Origin of the sequence: Streptococcus oralis (assembly GCF_001578945.1) — a bacterium.
GTDB classification, from domain to species: domain Bacteria; phylum Bacillota; class Bacilli; order Lactobacillales; family Streptococcaceae; genus Streptococcus; species Streptococcus oralis_Q.
This window is the reverse complement of record NZ_KQ969550.1, coordinates 272,301-290,008: the sequence shown is the minus strand read 5'-3', so window position 1 is coordinate 290,008 and position 17,708 is coordinate 272,301. Positions and strand designations below refer to the sequence as shown.

9 protein-coding genes, 1 other RNA gene and 1 pseudogene are annotated in these 17,708 nt (G+C 43.1%); 9 read left to right on the top strand and 2 right to left on the bottom strand.

Annotated features, from left to right (window positions below):
* Positions 1-151: 151 nt before the first annotated feature.
* Positions 152-8,161 (top strand): SIALI-17 repeat-containing surface protein, encoded by an 8,010-nt coding sequence (locus SORDD16_RS01345; RefSeq protein ID WP_061452060.1) that lies wholly within the window; start codon positions 152-154, stop codon positions 8,159-8,161.
* A 166-nt stretch (positions 8,162-8,327) separates the two neighbouring features.
* On the opposite strand, the gene pbp1a is transcribed toward SORDD16_RS01345, so the two are convergent.
* Together pbp1a and recU are read right to left on the bottom strand one after the other, a co-directional pair.
* The gene (pbp1a, locus tag SORDD16_RS01340) at positions 8,328-10,484 is read right to left on the bottom strand and encodes a penicillin-binding protein PBP1A (RefSeq protein ID WP_061452059.1); all 2,157 of its coding nucleotides are present in this window, start codon (positions 10,482-10,484) and stop codon (positions 8,328-8,330) included.
* Complete coding sequence (gene recU / locus SORDD16_RS01335) at positions 10,481-11,077, bottom strand: Holliday junction resolvase RecU (RefSeq protein WP_061452058.1); 597 nt, start codon at positions 11,075-11,077, stop codon at positions 10,481-10,483. The genes pbp1a and recU overlap by 4 nt, the downstream gene beginning before the upstream one ends.
* A 66-nt stretch (positions 11,078-11,143) precedes the next feature.
* On the opposite strand from recU, the gene SORDD16_RS01330 reads away from it, so the two are divergent.
* The 8 genes and pseudogenes from SORDD16_RS01330 to SORDD16_RS01295 all read left to right on the top strand — a co-directional run.
* A complete protein-coding gene (locus SORDD16_RS01330) occupies positions 11,144-11,671 on the top strand; it encodes an SLOG family protein (protein WP_061452057.1) in 528 nt (175 codons plus the stop codon).
* A gap of 69 nt (positions 11,672-11,740) precedes the next feature.
* Positions 11,741-12,070: a cell division regulator GpsB gene (gpsB, locus tag SORDD16_RS01325; protein ID WP_061452056.1), complete on the top strand. Its 330-nt coding sequence runs from the start codon at positions 11,741-11,743 to the stop codon at positions 12,068-12,070.
* Positions 12,071-12,090: 20 nt separating this feature from the next.
* Positions 12,091-12,480: RNase P RNA component class B (gene rnpB, locus SORDD16_RS01320), an RNA gene on the top strand.
* An 83-nt stretch (positions 12,481-12,563) separates the two neighbouring features.
* Positions 12,564-13,721: a THUMP domain-containing class I SAM-dependent RNA methyltransferase gene (locus SORDD16_RS01315; RefSeq protein ID WP_061452055.1), complete on the top strand. Its 1,158-nt coding sequence runs from the start codon at positions 12,564-12,566 to the stop codon at positions 13,719-13,721.
* Positions 13,722-13,733: 12 nt separating this feature from the next.
* Positions 13,734-15,182 carry a cell division site-positioning protein MapZ gene (mapZ, locus tag SORDD16_RS01310; protein WP_061452054.1) on the top strand — a complete coding sequence of 483 codons (1,449 nt, stop codon included), beginning with the start codon at positions 13,734-13,736 and terminating at the stop codon, positions 15,180-15,182.
* 75 nt (positions 15,183-15,257) lie between these two features.
* Complete coding sequence (gene gndA / locus SORDD16_RS01305) at positions 15,258-16,682, top strand: NADP-dependent phosphogluconate dehydrogenase (RefSeq protein WP_061452053.1); 1,425 nt, start codon at positions 15,258-15,260, stop codon at positions 16,680-16,682.
* Between the two features lie 11 nt (positions 16,683-16,693).
* Positions 16,694-17,383 (top strand): response regulator transcription factor, encoded by a 690-nt coding sequence (locus SORDD16_RS01300; RefSeq protein ID WP_061452052.1) that lies wholly within the window; start codon positions 16,694-16,696, stop codon positions 17,381-17,383.
* Positions 17,384-17,481: 98 nt separating this feature from the next.
* A pseudogene (locus SORDD16_RS01295) lies at positions 17,482-17,708 on the top strand (N-acetylmuramoyl-L-alanine amidase family protein); the annotation flags it as partial.

Sequence of the window (17,708 nt, the reverse complement as noted above, 5' to 3'; positions counted from 1 at the left end):
TACATTGTTTGGATAAGTGACTTGGACTTCTATGGGAGTCAGAGTCGGAAAATGAATCAAACGCCTGGAGAGGATCTCTTGGTTCTCTCCTTTTTAAAAGGAGAAATGATAACGCTTACCAGCGTAATCGGATGAAAGGAAATAGGAGAATATGGACAAACACTTTTTTGAGAAACGCTGCCATTATAGTATCCGCAAATTTGCAATTGGTGTAGCCTCAGTTATGATTGGTGCTAGTATCTTTGGAGTCAATATGGTTCAGGCAGCAGAAACAGCAGCGCCTTCAGAGACAGAGGGAAGTATCACTCATGTTCAAGCTCTGGATAAGTTACCAGATGATTTAGCCGCTGCGCTTGAAAAGGCGGATGCAGAAGCTGCAACAGAAGGAAATCAAGAGGGGAGCCAGGCAACCGAAGAAGGAACAAAACCTGAAGAGACAGGAGAAACAACATCAACAACGACTCCTTCAGTTCCAAAAACAGCTGAAATTCCTAAGGAAGAAGTGCAATCAGCAGAAACAAATACTCCTGCTATTAAACCAACTAATCAAGAAGTAGAAGAACGTCCAGATATCAATCACTTAGAGGGTGCTACTGCTCAGGCGAGCAACCATGAGACTGGGACCAACTTTACTGCAGATAAGGCTATCGATGGAGATGACAATACTCGTTGGGCTACGGACAAAGATGTACCAAAACCAACTTTTGAATTAACTCTTCCAAAAACTACCCTCATCAAGCATGTAGAAATTGACTGGGATCGTCGTCTTCGTAATGGGCAAAATGATCCCAATATCAAATCTTGGAGTCTCTATTACGCAGGTCAAGAAGATGTGGGGGCTAATGGAGAAAAACAATGGAAACTCGCTCATACCAAGACTGGAGAACCTGTTTTAGATGAGAAAGTTGACCTAGCTGAAAGTATTCAAGCTAAGTACCTCAAATTAGAGATCAATGACTACCAAGCTGGTACAATGAACTGGAGAAACGTTGGTATCCAAGAAATTCGAGCTTATTCAAACGTTCCGGACCATAGTAAGGTAACGGATATCCGCCAAGTAACCGAACTAACAGTAGCAGAAGACGGACAGTCTCTTGTCTTACCAACTTTACCAGGAAAAGTCAGTCTCATCGGAAGCAATAAACAAGGTGTAATTGACCTTCAAAATCACATCCATAAACCTCTGACAGATCAACGTGTCAAGGTCATGGTCCAACAAATCAGAGACAGTCATACCTTTACAAAAGAGTTTGAAGTAGTCATCAAGGGGCTACATCAGGACGAAGGTGTGGGTGTGAAGCCAAAAGTAGCACCAGCTGTTCAACAATGGTATGGGAAAGAAGGCCAATCTTCTATCACTTCAGATACAGTCCTTGCGACAGGAGATTCGGGCTTTGATCAGGCTGCAACTTTCTACCAGTCAGACCTTGCCAGCCGTGGATTGGAACTAGCAACGGGTGACAAGCAAGCTCAAAAACGAATCGAATTTAAAAAAGTTGAAAACAAGGGTTATGGTAAAGAAGGGTACGGTATCACTATCCAAGATGATGTGATTACCATCGAAGCTGCCACAAACACAGGAGCCTTCTACGCCACTCGTACCCTTCTTCAAATGGGAGAAACAGACCTACAAAATGGTGAAATTCGCGATTTCCCAAGTTTCAGCCACCGTGGCTTTATGCTAGATACAGGTCGTAAATTTATCCCTTATGACACTCTTGTAGACATCATGCTCAACATGGCTTACTACAAGATGAACGACTTGCAGTTGCACCTTAATGATAACTATATCTTCCTTAAGGAACACTTGGCAGGTAAGAGCTTAACACCAGAAGAAGAACTCAAGTATGTTCTTGAACATGCCAAGACAGGTTTCCGGGTGGAAACAGACATTGTCGGTAAGAATGGTCAAAAACTTACATCAGATGAGCATTATACCAAGGAAGAAATGCAAAATCTGATTAAACTTGCCAAAGAATTGCATATCAACCTAGTACCAGAAATTGACACACCAGGTCACGCTCTATCATTTGTCAAAGTCCGTCCAGACCTCATGTATCAAGGTAGTTTGAGCGATTATGCAGGCAAGCACAATGTCGAGCGCGTAGCTATGCTGGACCTAGATAAAAAATACGATGAAACGCTGGCTTTTGTCAAATCCGTCTATGACAAACTCCTCGATGGTCCAGATGCACCACTTCATGGGGTATCCACTGTTCATATCGGAACGGATGAATACTATGGCAGCAGAGAAAGTTATCGTCGCTATGTCAATGACCTTATCAAATATATTAAAGGAAAAGGCTATACCCCTCGTATCTGGGGCTCACTCAGTGCGAAACGAGGGAACACCCCTGTTGATTGGAACGGAGTAGAAGTTGATATCTGGAGCATCGGATGGCAACGACCAAATGAAGCCATTGCTCAGGGAGCTAAGATTATCAACATCACAGATGTGCCGACCTATAGTGTGCCAAGTGGAAGCAATAGTCAAGCAGCTTACGGGGACTATGCTAACTACGAACGTCAGTACAATAGCTGGACACCGAATGATTTTAGAACAGGTGGAGGTCCACTTCTACCAGCTTCTCATCCAAGTATCCTTGGTGGTGGTCACGCAGTTTGGAATGACAATATTGACCTTCATGAGACAGGTTTGACCTCTTATGATATCTTTAAACGCTTCTTCAAGAGCATGCAAACCACTGCAGAGCGCACTTGGGGATCTGACCGTGCAGCTGCGACCTTTGCAGAACGCACCCTGCCAACGAGTCCTTATGCGCCACAGTCAAATCCTGATAAAGAGATTGATCAAAGCGACTTGTTTACCATCAATCCTGAAACAGTGAAGAACTATGCAAGCAAGAAGGTGAAGACAAGCGAGCAAGGATTGGCTTTTGAGAAAGATAGCAGTATCGAAGGCTTGGCTGGTGATGTTGGTCCAAGTCACGTCTTGAAGTTTGATGTAACTGTCACTGGAGACGGGGAACAAACCTTCTCAACAAGTGGGGACAACCGTATCTATCTAGCTGATAAAGATGGCTACCTCGCTTATCAATTTGAACAGTTCCATATCCAATTCAATAAAAAACTTGAAAAGAACAAACGGTATCAAATCTCCATCGTGACCAAACCACAGTCAACTGAAGTCTATGTGGATGGTGAAAAGATTGAACGTATCGCAAATCCAGCCCACCCTCGCTTTGCCCACAATAGCTTGGTATTGCCGCTTGAAAGCATCGGTGGCTTCAAAGGAATCTTGCATAGTGCAGAGTTGTCAGACAAACCATTTGTAAATCCTCGTTTGATTTCAAATGATAAGATTACTGCTACTGCAAGTAGCCAAGAATTGCCAGGAAACGCTACTGAAGGCGCTGTTGAAAAGGCCTTTGACAATGATCCAAATACCTTCTGGCATACTAAATGGACTGGTGACACTGCGCCATACACCCTTACTATGACCTTGAAAGAAGCTGAAAAAGTCAATGGCTTGACTTATCTCCCACGTCCAGGTGGTGGAAATGGTGTCGTGACGCGCTACGAAATCTACGCACAAAAAGATGGTCAAATGGTTAAGGTTTCAGAAGGAAACTGGGACAACAACGCTCAGGAAAAAACAGTCAACTTTGTGGCGGTAGATTCCAATAAGATTGAGTTGAAAGTATTGGAAGGCGTTGGTGGCTTTGCAAGTGCAGCTGAAGTTCATCTATTGAAACCTGTCAAAGAAGAGCAAGAAACGCCTGCACCAAGTCAACCAGAAAAACCAACTACACCTGAAAAACCAAAAGTAGACCAAACCGGTGATGGAACAGTTGAATTGGCAGATCAATTCACTGCAAGTAAACCAGCTAGCGAAGACAGCGTTGCAGCAGCCAGCAAGAGCGCAGACTATCTCAAGAAAGAGTACAAGGTCTTCCCAACTCCACAAAAAGTGACTTATGGAGAAGGTGTCACAGCTCTTCGTAAGCAAGTCAATCTGGTTATGGGCGATCAACTCGATATCTATACTCGCAATCGCTTGAAGAGTGTCTTGCAGGATAATCAAGTATCTTATACAACTGGTAAGGCAGCAATCGCTGGCGCAACCAATATCTATCTTGGAGTGCATGGACAAGACTCACAAGCAGAACAAAACTTGTCCAATGTTTCAGCAGGTCTCTTTGACAAGATTGACGCCTATGTCTTGAGCATCAAGGATAATTCGATTTCCATCGTCGGAAAAGACACTGATGCAGTTTTCTATGGTTTGACAACCTTGAAACACATGCTCAAGGAAAGCCAAGTACCAGTTCTTCGCAATGTGACAGTAGAAGATTACGCAGAACTCAAGAACCGTGGTTTCATCGAAGGTTACTATGGAAATCCATGGTCTAATGCCGATCGTGCAGAACTCATGCGTTATGGTGGCGATTTGAAATTGAACCAATACTTCTTTGCACCAAAAGATGATCCATACCACAACAAGAAATGGCGTGAACTCTATCCAGAAGAAAAACTAGCTGAAATCCGTGAACTTGCTCGTGTCGGAAATCAAAGTAAAACCCGCTATGTCTGGACTATCCATCCATTCATGAACAACCGTATCCGCTTTGGCAATGAAGCGCATTACCAAGAAGATTTGGCAACCATCAAGGCCAAATTTACCCAGTTGATGAAAGTGGGTGTCCGCGAATTTGGTATCCTAGCAGATGATGCTCCAAGCCCAGTCGGTGGCTACAATAGTTACAACCGCTTGATGCAAGATATGACCAAGTGGTTGACTGAAATGCAGGGAACTTACAGCGGTCTTCGCAAAGAAATGATCTTTGTTCCTGGCCAGTATTGGGGTAATGGACGTGAGGATGAGTTGAAATCCCTCAATGAAAATCTCCCAAGTTCAACATCCATGACCTTGACGGGTGGTAAGATTTGGGGTGAAGTCTCTGAAAGCTTCCTTTCAACTCTCAAGAACAATCTATCCGCAGGTGGCAAGGCCTATCGCCCAGTTTCACTTTGGATTAACTGGCCAGTAACAGATAACTCTAAACAACACTTGATTCTAGGTGGTGGTGAGAAATTCCTTCATCCAAATGTAGATCCAAGCTTGCTATCTGGTATCATGTTGAACCCAATGCAACAGTCTGAACCATCTAAGATTGCCCTCTTTGCAGGAGCTCAATACTCATGGAAACAGTGGAAATCAGAAGAAGAAGCTAAGAAAATCAATGATATTGCCTTCAATTTTGTAGAAAATGGTCATTTTGAAGATAGTAAGGTATCAGAAGCCTTCCGTGAACTTGGTAAGCACATGATCAACCAAAACATGGATAATCGTGTCGTCAAACTAGAAGAATCTGTAGACTTGGCTCCAAAATTAACAGACTTCATGACCAAGCTCAAAGCTGGTCAGGATGTGACTGCTGAACGTACAGCCTTGCGTGCAGAATTTGCCAAGATTAAAGAAGCAGCCGAACTCTATAAAGCATCAGGCGATAAAAAAATGGTTGCCCAAATCCACTATTGGTTGGATAATGCAATCGACCAAATGAATGCCCTAGATGCCTTCCTTACAGGAACTGAAGCCATGGCTACAAACGATGCAGCCAAACTTTGGGATAGCTACTATAAAGGTTTGAAATTGTACGAACAGTCTCAAACTCACACCTTCCATTATGTAGACCATATGGAAAAAGCTGAATTGGGTGTTCAACATATTCGTCCATTTATCCTATCCTTGAAAGAAGTTCTAGCGTCTGAAGTTCAAAAAATCTTGCATCCAGACCAAATCATCAGTACCTTTATTACCAATCGAACAGGTGTAGAAGGTGGTTTAGCAGAAGTAACGGATGGCGATTTGGCAACTCATGCGATTATTAAATCACCAAATAGCATCAAGACAGGTGATTATATTGGTATGAAGTTCAACAAACCAGTAGCGATTCAAACATTGACCTTTGCTATGGGAACTCAGGCTAATCCAAATGATACTTTTAGTAAGGCAGAAGTGCAGTATCTAGATGAAAATGATAACTGGGTAACCTTGAAAGAACCAAGCTATATCGGAAATGAGTCCATTCTTAAGTTTGAAAATCTTACTATCAAGGCCAAGGCAGTTCGCATGATTGCGACAGCAGACCGCGAGAACACTTGGTTTGCAGTTCAGGAAATTGCAGTCAACCGGCCAGTTGAAAAAGCTCGTAGCCAACAAGCAACGACAGTCAGTCTAAGCTCAAACTTAGTTTACAAACTAAATACCTCAGCCCGTCAAATCACTGATGGCAAGGACAATACAGAAGCCATGATGGCAAATGCTGACGGTAGCAATACGACTCCAGTAGATGCCTGGGCACAACTTGACCTCGGTGAAGTCAAGTCAGTCACTAAAGTACGACTCCGCCAAGGAACGGGTGATAAGCTTGCTGCAGGTGTACTTGAGTACTCTACAGATGGAACTTCATGGCAAGAGTTGGATCGCCTATCAGGAGAACAAACTAAGGAAGTGACCAGAGCTATCAATGCTCGTTACATCCGAGTCCGCAATACCAAGGCTCTTGACCTCTGGTGGCGTATCCAAGACTTCTCTGTTGAGACACGCTCTGGAAATAGTGAGTTAACAGACACCAACGTGGAATCCTTGAAGGAAACGCCAGTAGTGGATAGCTTGGGCAGTTACGAGCTTCAAATTCCAGCTGGAACCAAACTCCCTGCTCATAGCTACCTAGGAATGAAGCTTGACCGTATCCATCAAATCAAGAGCATCCAGCTCAAAGGTCAGGCCAACCCTGCTCTTAGCCTAGAATACTCTGCAAATGCGCAAGAATGGACGCCAGCTAGCCAGTTGACAGACAGAGCTGTCGCAACCCACTTGGTACGTTATGTTCGTCTGGTCAATAAAACAGATCAGGAACAAGCTGTGACAGCCACCTCTCTCCTTGTGACAACCAAAGAAGTGCAACCAACCAAACTAGAATCTACAACTATGGGCATTCATCCAACATACGGAAGCAATGATGTTCGTAAGCTGAACAACCTAGATCAATTGTTTGACGGTGTTTACAACAACTTCGTTGAGTTTTCAGACTATGCCCATAAAGATGGCCATGTAACCTTGAAACTTGGTAGCGAACGTACCATCAAGAAGATTAGAGCCTACATCCAAGACGGAACTCAAAACTACCTTCGTGATGGTAAGATCCAAGTCAGCCAAGACGGTAAAACTTGGACAGATGTCGTTACAGTAGGAGATGGTGTGGCCAATAGCACACACGATGATTCATTGACAGATGGTTGGACACATGATTCTAAGATGCCAGGAAATCGCTACATCGAAGGTGAATTGACGACACCAGTCAAAGCTAACTATCTCCGTGTACTCTATACGGCAGACTATGATGCCCGTTTTGTAGGCTTTACAGAATTGGTCATCAACGATGGTGAGTTTGTCAAACCAATCAATGATCCAACAGTAGAAGGAAGTAGTGGAGAAAGCCAAGGCAACCTTTATAATAATCTTGTAGACGGCAAAGTCTTGACCAGCTACAAGTCTGAAAAAGACAAGGGCGAATTGGTGTATCATTTGTCTGAACCAACCAAAGCTAACCACCTTCGTCTCGTTTCCAGTCTTCCTGAAGGAGCGCAAGCACGTGTTCTTGCGAGAACACTTAAGGATGGGCAAGACAGCTGGCAAGACCTCGGTGCCATTACATCAAGTCTCCAAACCTTCGCTATCCGAAATGGCGGCACTCTTCTAGATGTCAAATTAGTCTGGGAAGGTGGCAAGGCTGAGTTTTATGAATTGGCTAGCTTTTATCAAGAATTAACAGAAGAATCGGTTCAATCAAGCAAGGGTGAAGAGCAACCACCAGTTCTGGAGATTCCTGAATTCACAGGTGGTGTCAATGCAGCTGAAGCAGCAGTGCATGAAGTACCAGAGTACACAGGCCCAATCTCAACAGTAGGTGACCAACCAGCTCCGACAGTTGAAAAACCTGAGTTTAAACTTAGCTCTTTAGCTTCTGATCAGGGTAAAACTCCAGATTATAAACAAGAAAGTGCTAGACCAGAAACAGCTGAACAAAGCTTGCCAGCAACAGGTGAGAGCCAATCTGACACAGCCCTCTTCCTAGCAGGTGTTAGCCTAGCCCTATCTGCTCTCTTTGTAGCAAAAACAAAGAAAGACTAGTATTTAGTAAAACCTCTTAACAAGATTACGAAATCCGTTTCCTATCTTTCCCAATGAGGTTTATAGTACAGCAAAAGCCTGAGAAGACATCTTTTCAGGCTTTTGCTAAACACATAAATATGATACTGCATTGAAAAATCACCCAGATTATTCTGGGTGATAAATGTTATGGCTGTACTGGTTGAGGATTTTGTTGATCAGAAGTTGTATCTGATTGCTGGGTATTATTGTTGTTGTTATTGTTTGAACTATTATTTGAAGTTGGAGTAGTTGAGCTTGACTGAGAAATCGAACTCTCAGATGTTGAGCTAGAACTTTCAGATGTGGAACTTTGTTGAGTAGATGGAGCTGTCCAAGTGGTACGTGCCCCATTCTTAAAGACAAATTCTCCGCTTCTGTAAAGGCCTTCAGGCATGGTCCAATCCCCTGGGTGATCATCTGTTGAGAGGTAGGTCATCATCGAACGGTAGACCTTTGCTGCGACATAGAAACCATCCCCAACGATAGGAGTGAGGCGGTTAGAATAGCCAGTCCAAACAGCCATTGAGTATTTACGCGTATAACCGACAAACATTTCGTCTGGAGCTACATAACCAGAGTTTTTGATGTATTTCTCGATTTCATCATCTGTATAGTTTGATGTACCAGTCTTTCCTGCTTGTGGTAGCCATGAAAGGTAGGCTCCACGACCAGTTCCGTAGGTTAGAACTGTTTTCATCATCTCCGTCATCATGTAGGCAGTAGTTTCTTTCATAGCGCGCGTACCCGAGTCAGAAAATTCTTTCGAACTACCGTCACTAAAGATAATTTTGTTGATATACATTGGCTTATGGTAAATTCCGCCATTGGCAAAGGCAGCATAGGCCGCAGCCATTTTTTCACTACTTGCTCCGTATTGCTTATGAGACTCGACTGTGTTACTTGAGATAGCATTAGCATAAACCATGCTTGGATAATCGATTCCGAGGCCATTTAGGAAGGTCTTAGCACGATCTAGTCCAACCTTATTCAAAGTTTCAACGGCTGGGACGTTTCGTGACTGTTGAAGGGCATACTGTAACGTGATGTTTCCAAAGTAACTCTTATCCCAGTTGTAGACAGGGGTGTTGGTTCCGGGATAGTTATATGGTACGTCATGAACAATAGAAGCGGTTGAGTCGTAGACATCATACTCTAAGGCTGGCGCGTAATCTGTGATTGGTTTCATGGTTGAACCCCAGTCACGGTTTGTTTCAACAGCTTGGTTCATGCCAAAGGAAACATTGCTAGATTGATGGCGTGCACCTAGCTGGGCAATTACCTTTCCGTTTGTGACATCAACGATGGTAGAAGCTACTTGTAGTTCATCATCTGGATAGCTAACGTATTCGTCGGTATTGTAGATATCCCAGAGACGTTGTTGAATCTTGGGGTTAACATTAGTGTAAACTTCCATTCCCGTTGTCAAAAGGTTGTAGCCCGTTTCCTGTTCGACTTGGTCAATCACTTCTTTGAGGTAATTGTCCATGTACAGAGGGTAGCTATTAGCAGATTTTAGACTTTGAAGTCCGTCTGTAATCGGAGTGTTAATAGCTTTTTCGTATTGCTCAGCTGTAATGTAGCCTTGTCCCTTCATCTCAGAGAGAACCAGATCTCGGCGTTCTTGTGCCGCTTCTGGATGAGAGTAGGGGTCGTACTGGTTTGGAGCTTGTGGCATTCCGGCTAGGAGGGCCAACTGAGGCAAACTTAAATCTTTGAGGTCTTTGCTATAGTAATTTTGAGCGGCTGTCTGCATTCCGTAGTTACCGTTTGACATGTAGACTTTGTTGATGTAGTAAGTTAGGATCTCCTGTTTGGTCGTTTTTTGTTCTAGCTGAAAGGCTAACCAGGCTTCCTGTGCCTTGCGAGAAAGGGTCTGATCGGAGGTTGACGTAGAAAAATAGGTCAGCTTAATCAACTGCTGTGTCAAGGTAGAGCCGCCCTGAAGGCCACCTCCGCCTCGAAGATTTCGTAAGGAAGCACCTAGGATACGAATGGTATCTATACCACGGTGATTAAAGAAACGATGGTCTTCAATCGAAACAATCGCATTAACCAACTCTGTTGGAATTTCATTTGCTTGCGCATTGACCCGACGTTCTGATCCAAGATCAGCGATGAGTTCGTCGTTGCTATCATAAATCTTACTAGACGTTGTAGCGACTAGTTTGCTTTCGGATAGGGCTGGAGCCTTACTAACATAGTAAAGAAAGAGGCTACCGCCTAGCATAATAGCTGCGATAAATACAGTTAAGAGGCAGATACTGATATACTTAGCTATTCGCAGGAAAGTTTGTTTGTTCATCTTATTTTACCACCTAGTAAATGTTCTTTGACAATGTCGAGGTAGGGTATTTGTGGAAAGGCACTCGGCTCAATCCGATATCCATGCTCTCGAATATATCCAAGTGGCATTGACTTTTGTCCCCTATCTTGATGATAGAAACGGATGAGGTCAATAGCCGATAATAAGTAGGTTTCTTGCTGAGAAGAAAAGTGAAGGAGTACAAAGCAGATTCCTTGCTGGGCAAGGACTTGTTCCATATGTTGGATCTGATGGAGATGAAAATTCTTCATCGGAATCGCATGTTTTTGCCTGGTTTCCTTTGCTTCAAAGTCGATGTAGTATCCATCATAAACCCCTGAATAGTCAGTCGTTGAGGCCTGTCTAAAGTAGGCTTCAACGATCTTGGCTCGACTTCGTTGGGGATAATCGACACGTACGATTTGGATGGGAGTCGGTTTCTTGTGGATAACAGCCAGCCCATGCGACAAGTAATAGTCGTTCGTAGCGTTGATCATCTTTTCAAAAGACATTCCCCGGTTTGCGAAATTTTTAGTCTGTGACAGGGGAGCTTGTCTCTTCTGTGATGAAAGTTTATGTGGATAGTTGACCATAATTCTCCTTATTGGTACAATAACATCACTCTATTATATCATAAATTTACAAAGAAAGGGTTAAAAATGACAACAGCCTTGATTTTAGGCTATTCAGCCTTTGACCTTGGTCTCTTTAATGACAAGGATATTCGCGTTGATATTATCAAGACAGCCATTCGGAGAGACCTGGAACGTCTAGCTGAGGACGGAGTGATATGGCTTGTCTTTACAGGAACTCTGGGCTTTGAGTACTGGGTGCTTCAAGTGGCAAAAGACATGCAAGCAGACTATGGCTTTCAGTTGGCAACAATTTTTGCCTTTGAAACCCATGGTAGTAACTGGAATGAAGCCAATCAAATCAAACTTAGTGAGTTTAAGCAGGTTGACTTTGTCAAATATGCCTATCCACAATATGAGCACAAGGGGCAACTACGTGATTATCAGAAATTTTTACTGGAGAACACAGATATTTGCTATCTTTTTTATGACGAAGAAAATGAAACTAAGTTACGATATTTTTACCAAATGATGAAAAATCAAGAAGGCTATGTTACAAAAAGATTAACATTTGAGGTTCTGAATGAAATAGTGGAAAATTTTTCCGAAAAATGAGGCTTTGACCTTGATTTTTGTTTGTCTTTTTTTATATAATAAGAATAGCAATCAAGAATGGAGAGAGAAATGGCAAGTATTATTTTTTCGGCAAAAGATATTTTTGAACAAGAGTTTGGACGTGAAGTTCGTGGATATAGCAAGTCGGAGGTAGACGAATTCCTAGATGATGTGATCAAGGATTATGAGACTTACGCAGCTTTGGTCAAATCTCTTCGCCAAGAGATTGCTAATTTGAAGGAGGAATTGTCTAACAAGTCACAGGCAAATTCTGCTCAACAAAATCCTATTGAGGTAACAAGTTCTACTCCAATGACAAACTTCGATATTTTGAAACGCTTAAATCGACTTGAAAAAGAAGTATTCGGTAAGCAAATCATAGACAATTCTGAGTTATAATCAGGCGTCTATTAGATGCAATTTTTGGATAATCGCGTGAGAAGCGAGGCTTCTCATCTTCTCATGAGGAAAGTCCATGCTAGCACAGGCTGTGATGCCTGTAGTGTTTGTGCTAGGCGAATCCATAAGCCTAGGGACGAGTGATCGTTACGGCGGAAGAAATGGCTAAGTCCTAGGATATGCCAGAGTAAGTCTGAAAGTGCCACAGTGACGGAGTCTTTCTGGAAACGGAGAGAGTGGAACGCGGTAAACCCCTCAAGCTAGCAACCCAAATTTCGGTCGGGGCATGGAGTGCACGGAAACGAACGTAGTACTCTGACTGCTAGCAGCTATATGCTGTTAGTGGTAGACAGATGATTATCGAAGGAAGTGGTCCTAGTCACTTCTGGAACAAAACATGGCTTATAGAAAATTGCATATAGGTTGGGGCTGAGAACTTTTTCTCAACCTCATTTTTTAAAGTGAACAAGAGAAAGGTCTTGCAAGACTAGAAATGAAAGAACAATTTAATTTAATCGCAACTGCTGCGGCGGGGCTTGAAGCTGTCGTTGGACGTGAGGTGCGAGAACTTGGCTATGATTGTCAGGTTGAAAACGGCCGTGTTCGTTTCAAAGGAGATGTGAAGGCAATCATTGAGACCAATCTTTGGCTTCGCGCAGCGGATCGCATCAAGATTGTAGTCGGAAGTTTTCCGGCTAAGACTTTTGAAGAACTCTTTCAAGGCGTTTTTGCTTTGGATTGGGAAAGCTATCTCCCGCTTGGGGCGCGTTTTCCGATTTCAAAGGCTAAATGTGTTAAGTCAAAACTTCATAACGAGCCCAGTGTTCAGGCTATTTCTAAGAAAGCTGTTGTGAAGAAATTACAAAAATACTATGCCCGTCCTGAGGGGGTTCCCTTGATGGAAAATGGTCCTGAGTTTAAGATCGAGGTATCTATCCTGAAAGATGTGGCAACTGTTATGATTGACACGACAGGTTCTAGCCTTTTTAAACGTGGTTATCGTACGGAAAAAGGTGGAGCGCCGATCAAGGAAAATATGGCAGCGGCCATTTTACAACTCTCTAACTGGTATTCAGACAAGCCCTTGATTGATCCAACCTGTGGTTCAGGAACTTTCTGTATCGAGGCGGCTATGATTGCTAGAAAGATGGCACCAGGCCTTCGCCGAACTTTTGCTTTTGAGGAATGGAATTGGATCAGCGATCGGTTAATCCAAGAGGTTCGTACCGATGCTGCTAAGAAAATCAATCGTGAGATAGAACTGGATATCATGGGCTGTGATATCGATGCACGTATGGTGGAAATTGCCAAGGAAAATGCCCAAGCGGCAGGCGTCGCGGGTGATATCACCTTTAAACAAATGCGGGTACAGGACTTGCGCACAGACAAAATCAATGGCGTTATCATTTCCAATCCACCCTACGGCGAACGTTTGTCTGATGATGCAGGAGTGACGAAACTCTATGCGGAAATGGGACAGATTTTTGCTCCACTGGAAACCTGGAGTAAATTTATCCTGACCAGTGACGAAGCTTTTGAAAGTAAGTACGGAAGTCCAGCGGATAAAAAGCGCAAACTTTATAACGGAACCTTAAAAGTGGATTTGTATCAATACTTTGGTCAGCGTGTGAAGCGCCAAGAGGTAAAGTAGAAAGGAAGACAGATGAGTAAAAAAAGACACAATCGTCATAAAAAAGAGCATCAAGAAGTCCAATTTGATTTTGACGAGGCGAAAGATTTGACAGTTGGTCAAGTGATTCGTAAGAATGAAGAGGTAGAAGCTGGAGTATTGCCTGAAGACAGTATATTGGACAAATATATCAAACAACACCGCGAGGAAATCGAAGCAGATAAGTTTGAAACACGTCAATTTAAAAAAGAAGAACTGCAGGAAGCGCAGGCTCAAGAAGAATTGACACAGGAAGTTCCAGAAATCACTGGAGAGTCGGCGCCAATCATAGAGGGGCTCGAGACAGTTTCAGAAGAAACGGTGTCAGACTCAGTGGAAACTACAAGCTCGGATGTGATTTTGCCTCCTTTGGGAGAAGAAAATCAAGACTTGGAACCGTTTGTGTTGGAAAAGCAAACGCCAGCAGAGGTTGCTGATGAGAAAGAAGAGGAAGAGACGGCTCTACTTTCACGTTCAGCTCAGGCAGAATCAGAAACAACTTCTAATTCTAAAAAGAAGCGTGTGTTTGTTATCGGTTCAGCCTTGGCAGCAGCCCTTGTCTTGGCAGGTAGTTACTATATCTATCGTCAAGTAACTCGCTCCAACCAAGCTATCCAGTCTTATCAATCATCTTCTAGTAGTCAGGAAACACAAGTAGCCCTACAAGAGTTTAATGCCCTCTACGATGCTTTTTATACGGATGCTAATAAAACAGCCTTGAAAAATAGTCAGTTTGACAAGTTGAACCAACTCAAGGTTCAACTAGATAAACTCGAAGGCAGTCGAGAGTATACCCTTGCAAAATCTAAGTATGATAGTTTAGAAACTCAAATCAAGGCTGTGCAAGAAGTAAATAATCAGTTTGAAACTCCAGCAATTACTGACGGTGTCTTGGATACCAATGCAAAGGTCAAGGCAGATGCTAAATTTACAGAAATCAAAACAGGAAATACAGAGCTAGATAAACTGTTAGATAAGGCCATTAGCCTTGGTAAGAGCCAACAAACAAGCGCCTCTAGTTCAAGTTCAAGTAGCAGTAGTCAGGAAAGTTCAAGTACAACGACTGATAGCAGTACGAGCAGTTCGTCTGCTTCATCAAGTTCAGCACCTGCCAGCAGACCAGAAAGTGGAGGTTTGTCTAGCGATGGTGTCAATCTTCAAAGAAGTGCTAGTCGTGTACCCTACAACCAAACAGCTGTAGATGATAGCAACAACCCTGCTTGGACGTTTGCGGATGGTGTATTGGAACAAGTCCTAGCAATATCACGTGCTCGTGGCTATATCACTGGCAACCAATATATCCTAGAACGTGTCAATATCGTAAACGGAAATGGTTATTACAACCTCTATAAACCAGATGGAACCTATCTCTTCACCCTCAACTGTAAGACTGGATACTTTGTAGGAAATGGTTCTGGTCATGCAGATGACTTGGACTACTAGGACTCCGTTACAAAATTCTTTCCTTTCATAGGTAAAAATGATAAAATAAAACAAATTAAATAAGAGGAGTGTCACATGACAAAAGCTAACTTTGGTGTTGTAGGTATGGCCGTAATGGGTCGTAACCTTGCCCTAAATATCGAATCTCGTGGCTATACAGTTGCCATTTACAACCGTAGTAAAGAAAAAACAGAAGACGTGATTGCTTGCCATCCAGAAAAGAACTTTGTGCCAAGCTATGATGTAGAGTCTTTCGTTCAATCTATCGAAAAACCTCGTCGTATCATGCTCATGGTTCAAGCTGGACCTGGTACAGATGCTACTATCCAAGCCCTTCTTCCACACCTTGACAAGGGTGATATCTTGATTGACGGAGGAAACACTTTCTACAAAGATACCATCCGTCGTAATGAAGAATTGGCAAACTCAGGTATCAACTTTATCGGTACTGGGGTTTCTGGTGGTGAAAAAGGTGCCCTTGAAGGTCCTTCTATCATGCCTGGTGGACAAAAAGAAGCTTACGAATTGGTTGCTGATGTTCTCGAAGAAATCTCAGCTAAAGCACCAGAAGATGGCAAACCATGTGTGACTTACATTGGTCCTGATGGAGCTGGTCACTATGTGAAAATGGTCCACAACGGTATCGAGTATGGTGATATGCAATTAATCGCAGAAAGCTATGACTTGATGCAACACTTGCTAGGCCTTTCTGCAGAAGATATGGCCGAAATCTTTACTGAGTGGAACAAAGGCGAGCTTGATAGCTACTTGATCGAAATCACAGCTGATATCTTGAGCCGTAAAGACGATGAAGGTCAAGATGGGCCAATCGTAGACTATATCCTCGATGCTGCAGGGAACAAGGGAACTGGTAAATGGACTAGCCAATCAGCTCTTGACCTTGGTGTGCCATTGTCACTCATCACTGAGTCAGTATTTGCTCGCTACATCTCTACATACAAAGAAGAACGTGTACATGCTAGCAAGGTGCTTCCAAAACCAGCTGCCTTCAAATTTGAAGGTGACAAGGCTGAGTTGATTGAAAAGATTCGTCAAGCCCTTTACTTCTCAAAAATCATTTCTTACGCACAAGGTTTTGCTCAATTGCGTGTGGCTTCTAAAGAAAACAACTGGAACTTGCCATTTGCAGACATCGCCTCTATCTGGCGTGATGGCTGTATCATCCGTTCTCGTTTCTTGCAAAAGATCACAGATGCCTACAACCGTGATGCAGACCTTGCCAACCTTCTCTTGGATGAATACTTCTTGGATGTTACTGCTAAATACCAACAAGCAGTGCGTGATATCGTAGCTCTTGCGGTTCAAGCTGGTGTACCAGTACCAACCTTCTCAGCAGCTATTACTTACTTTGATAGCTATCGTTCAGCAGACCTTCCAGCTAACTTGATCCAAGCGCAACGTGACTACTTTGGTGCCCACACTTACCAACGTAAAGACAAAGAAGGAACCTTCCACTACTCTTGGTATGACGAAAAATAAGTAGGTCTGCCATGGGGAAACGGATTTTATTACTTGAGAAAGAACGCAATCTCGCTCATTTTCTCAGTCTGGAACTCCAAAAAGAGCAATACCGTGTTGATCTGGTCGAGGAGGGGCAAAAAGCCCTCTCCATGGCTCTCCAGACAGATTATGACTTGATTTTACTGAATGCTCGTCTGGGGGATATGACGGCCCAGGATTTTGCAGAGAGGCTGAGTCGGACAAAACCAGCCTCAGTCATCATGGTCTTGGACCATCGCGAAGAATTGCAAGACCAGATTGAGACAATCCAGCGCTTCGCCGTTTCTTACATCTATAAGCCAGTGATTATTGATCAGCTGGTGGCTCGTATTTCAGCGATTTTCCGAGGGCGGGACTTTATCGACCAACACTGTAGTCAGATGAAGGTTCCAACATCTTACCGCAATCTGCGTATGGATGTAGAACATCATACCGTTTATCGTGGCGAGGAGATGATTGCTCTGACGCGCCGTGAGTATGACCTTTTGGCCACTCTCATGAGAAGCAAGAAGGTCTTGACTCGTGAGCAGTTGTTGGAAAGCGTTTGGAAGTACGAAAGTGCGACAGAAACCAATATCGTGGATGTTTATATCCGTTATCTACGTAGCAAGCTTGATGTAAAAGGTCAAAAAAGCTACATTAAAACAGTGCGTGGTGTTGGTTACACCATGCAAGAATAGAAAAGCAGTTGCAGTTGTGTAACTGCTTTTTTTGAGAAATTTTTACACATTGACATACAGTCAGGTCTTTGCTACAATCAGTTACGGAGGATACTAAAATGAAATTTTTGAAAAAAATGATGCAAGTTGCACTAACAGCATTTTTCTTTGGTTTGCTAGCTACAAATACAGTATTTGCAGATACCACGGGTGGACAGTTTGTTGATAAGGATAATAGAAAATACTATATAAAAGATGACCACAAAGCGATCTATTGGCATAAAATAGACGGTAAAACCTACTATTTTGGTGATGGAGGAGAGATGGTTGTCGGTTGGCAATACTT

Excerpts from the sequence above, each read along its gene's own strand:
- SORDD16_RS01315 (WP_061452055.1), top strand. The coding sequence starts at position 12,564 with ATGAAAGAACAATTTAATTTAATCGCAACTGCTGCGGCGGGGCTTGAA.
- SORDD16_RS01330 (WP_061452057.1), top strand. The coding sequence starts at position 11,144 with ATGACAACAGCCTTGATTTTAGGCTATTCAGCCTTTGACCTTGGTCTC.
- SORDD16_RS01345 (WP_061452060.1), top strand. The coding sequence starts at position 152 with ATGGACAAACACTTTTTTGAGAAACGCTGCCATTATAGTATCCGCAAA.
- gndA (WP_061452053.1), top strand. The coding sequence starts at position 15,258 with ATGACAAAAGCTAACTTTGGTGTTGTAGGTATGGCCGTAATGGGTCGT.
- recU (WP_061452058.1), bottom strand. The coding sequence starts at position 11,077 with ATGGTCAACTATCCACATAAACTTTCATCACAGAAGAGACAAGCTCCC.
- pbp1a (WP_061452059.1), bottom strand. The coding sequence starts at position 10,484 with ATGAACAAACAAACTTTCCTGCGAATAGCTAAGTATATCAGTATCTGC.
- SORDD16_RS01300 (WP_061452052.1), top strand. The coding sequence starts at position 16,694 with ATGGGGAAACGGATTTTATTACTTGAGAAAGAACGCAATCTCGCTCAT.
- gpsB (WP_061452056.1), top strand. The coding sequence starts at position 11,741 with ATGGCAAGTATTATTTTTTCGGCAAAAGATATTTTTGAACAAGAGTTT.
- mapZ (WP_061452054.1), top strand. The coding sequence starts at position 13,734 with ATGAGTAAAAAAAGACACAATCGTCATAAAAAAGAGCATCAAGAAGTC.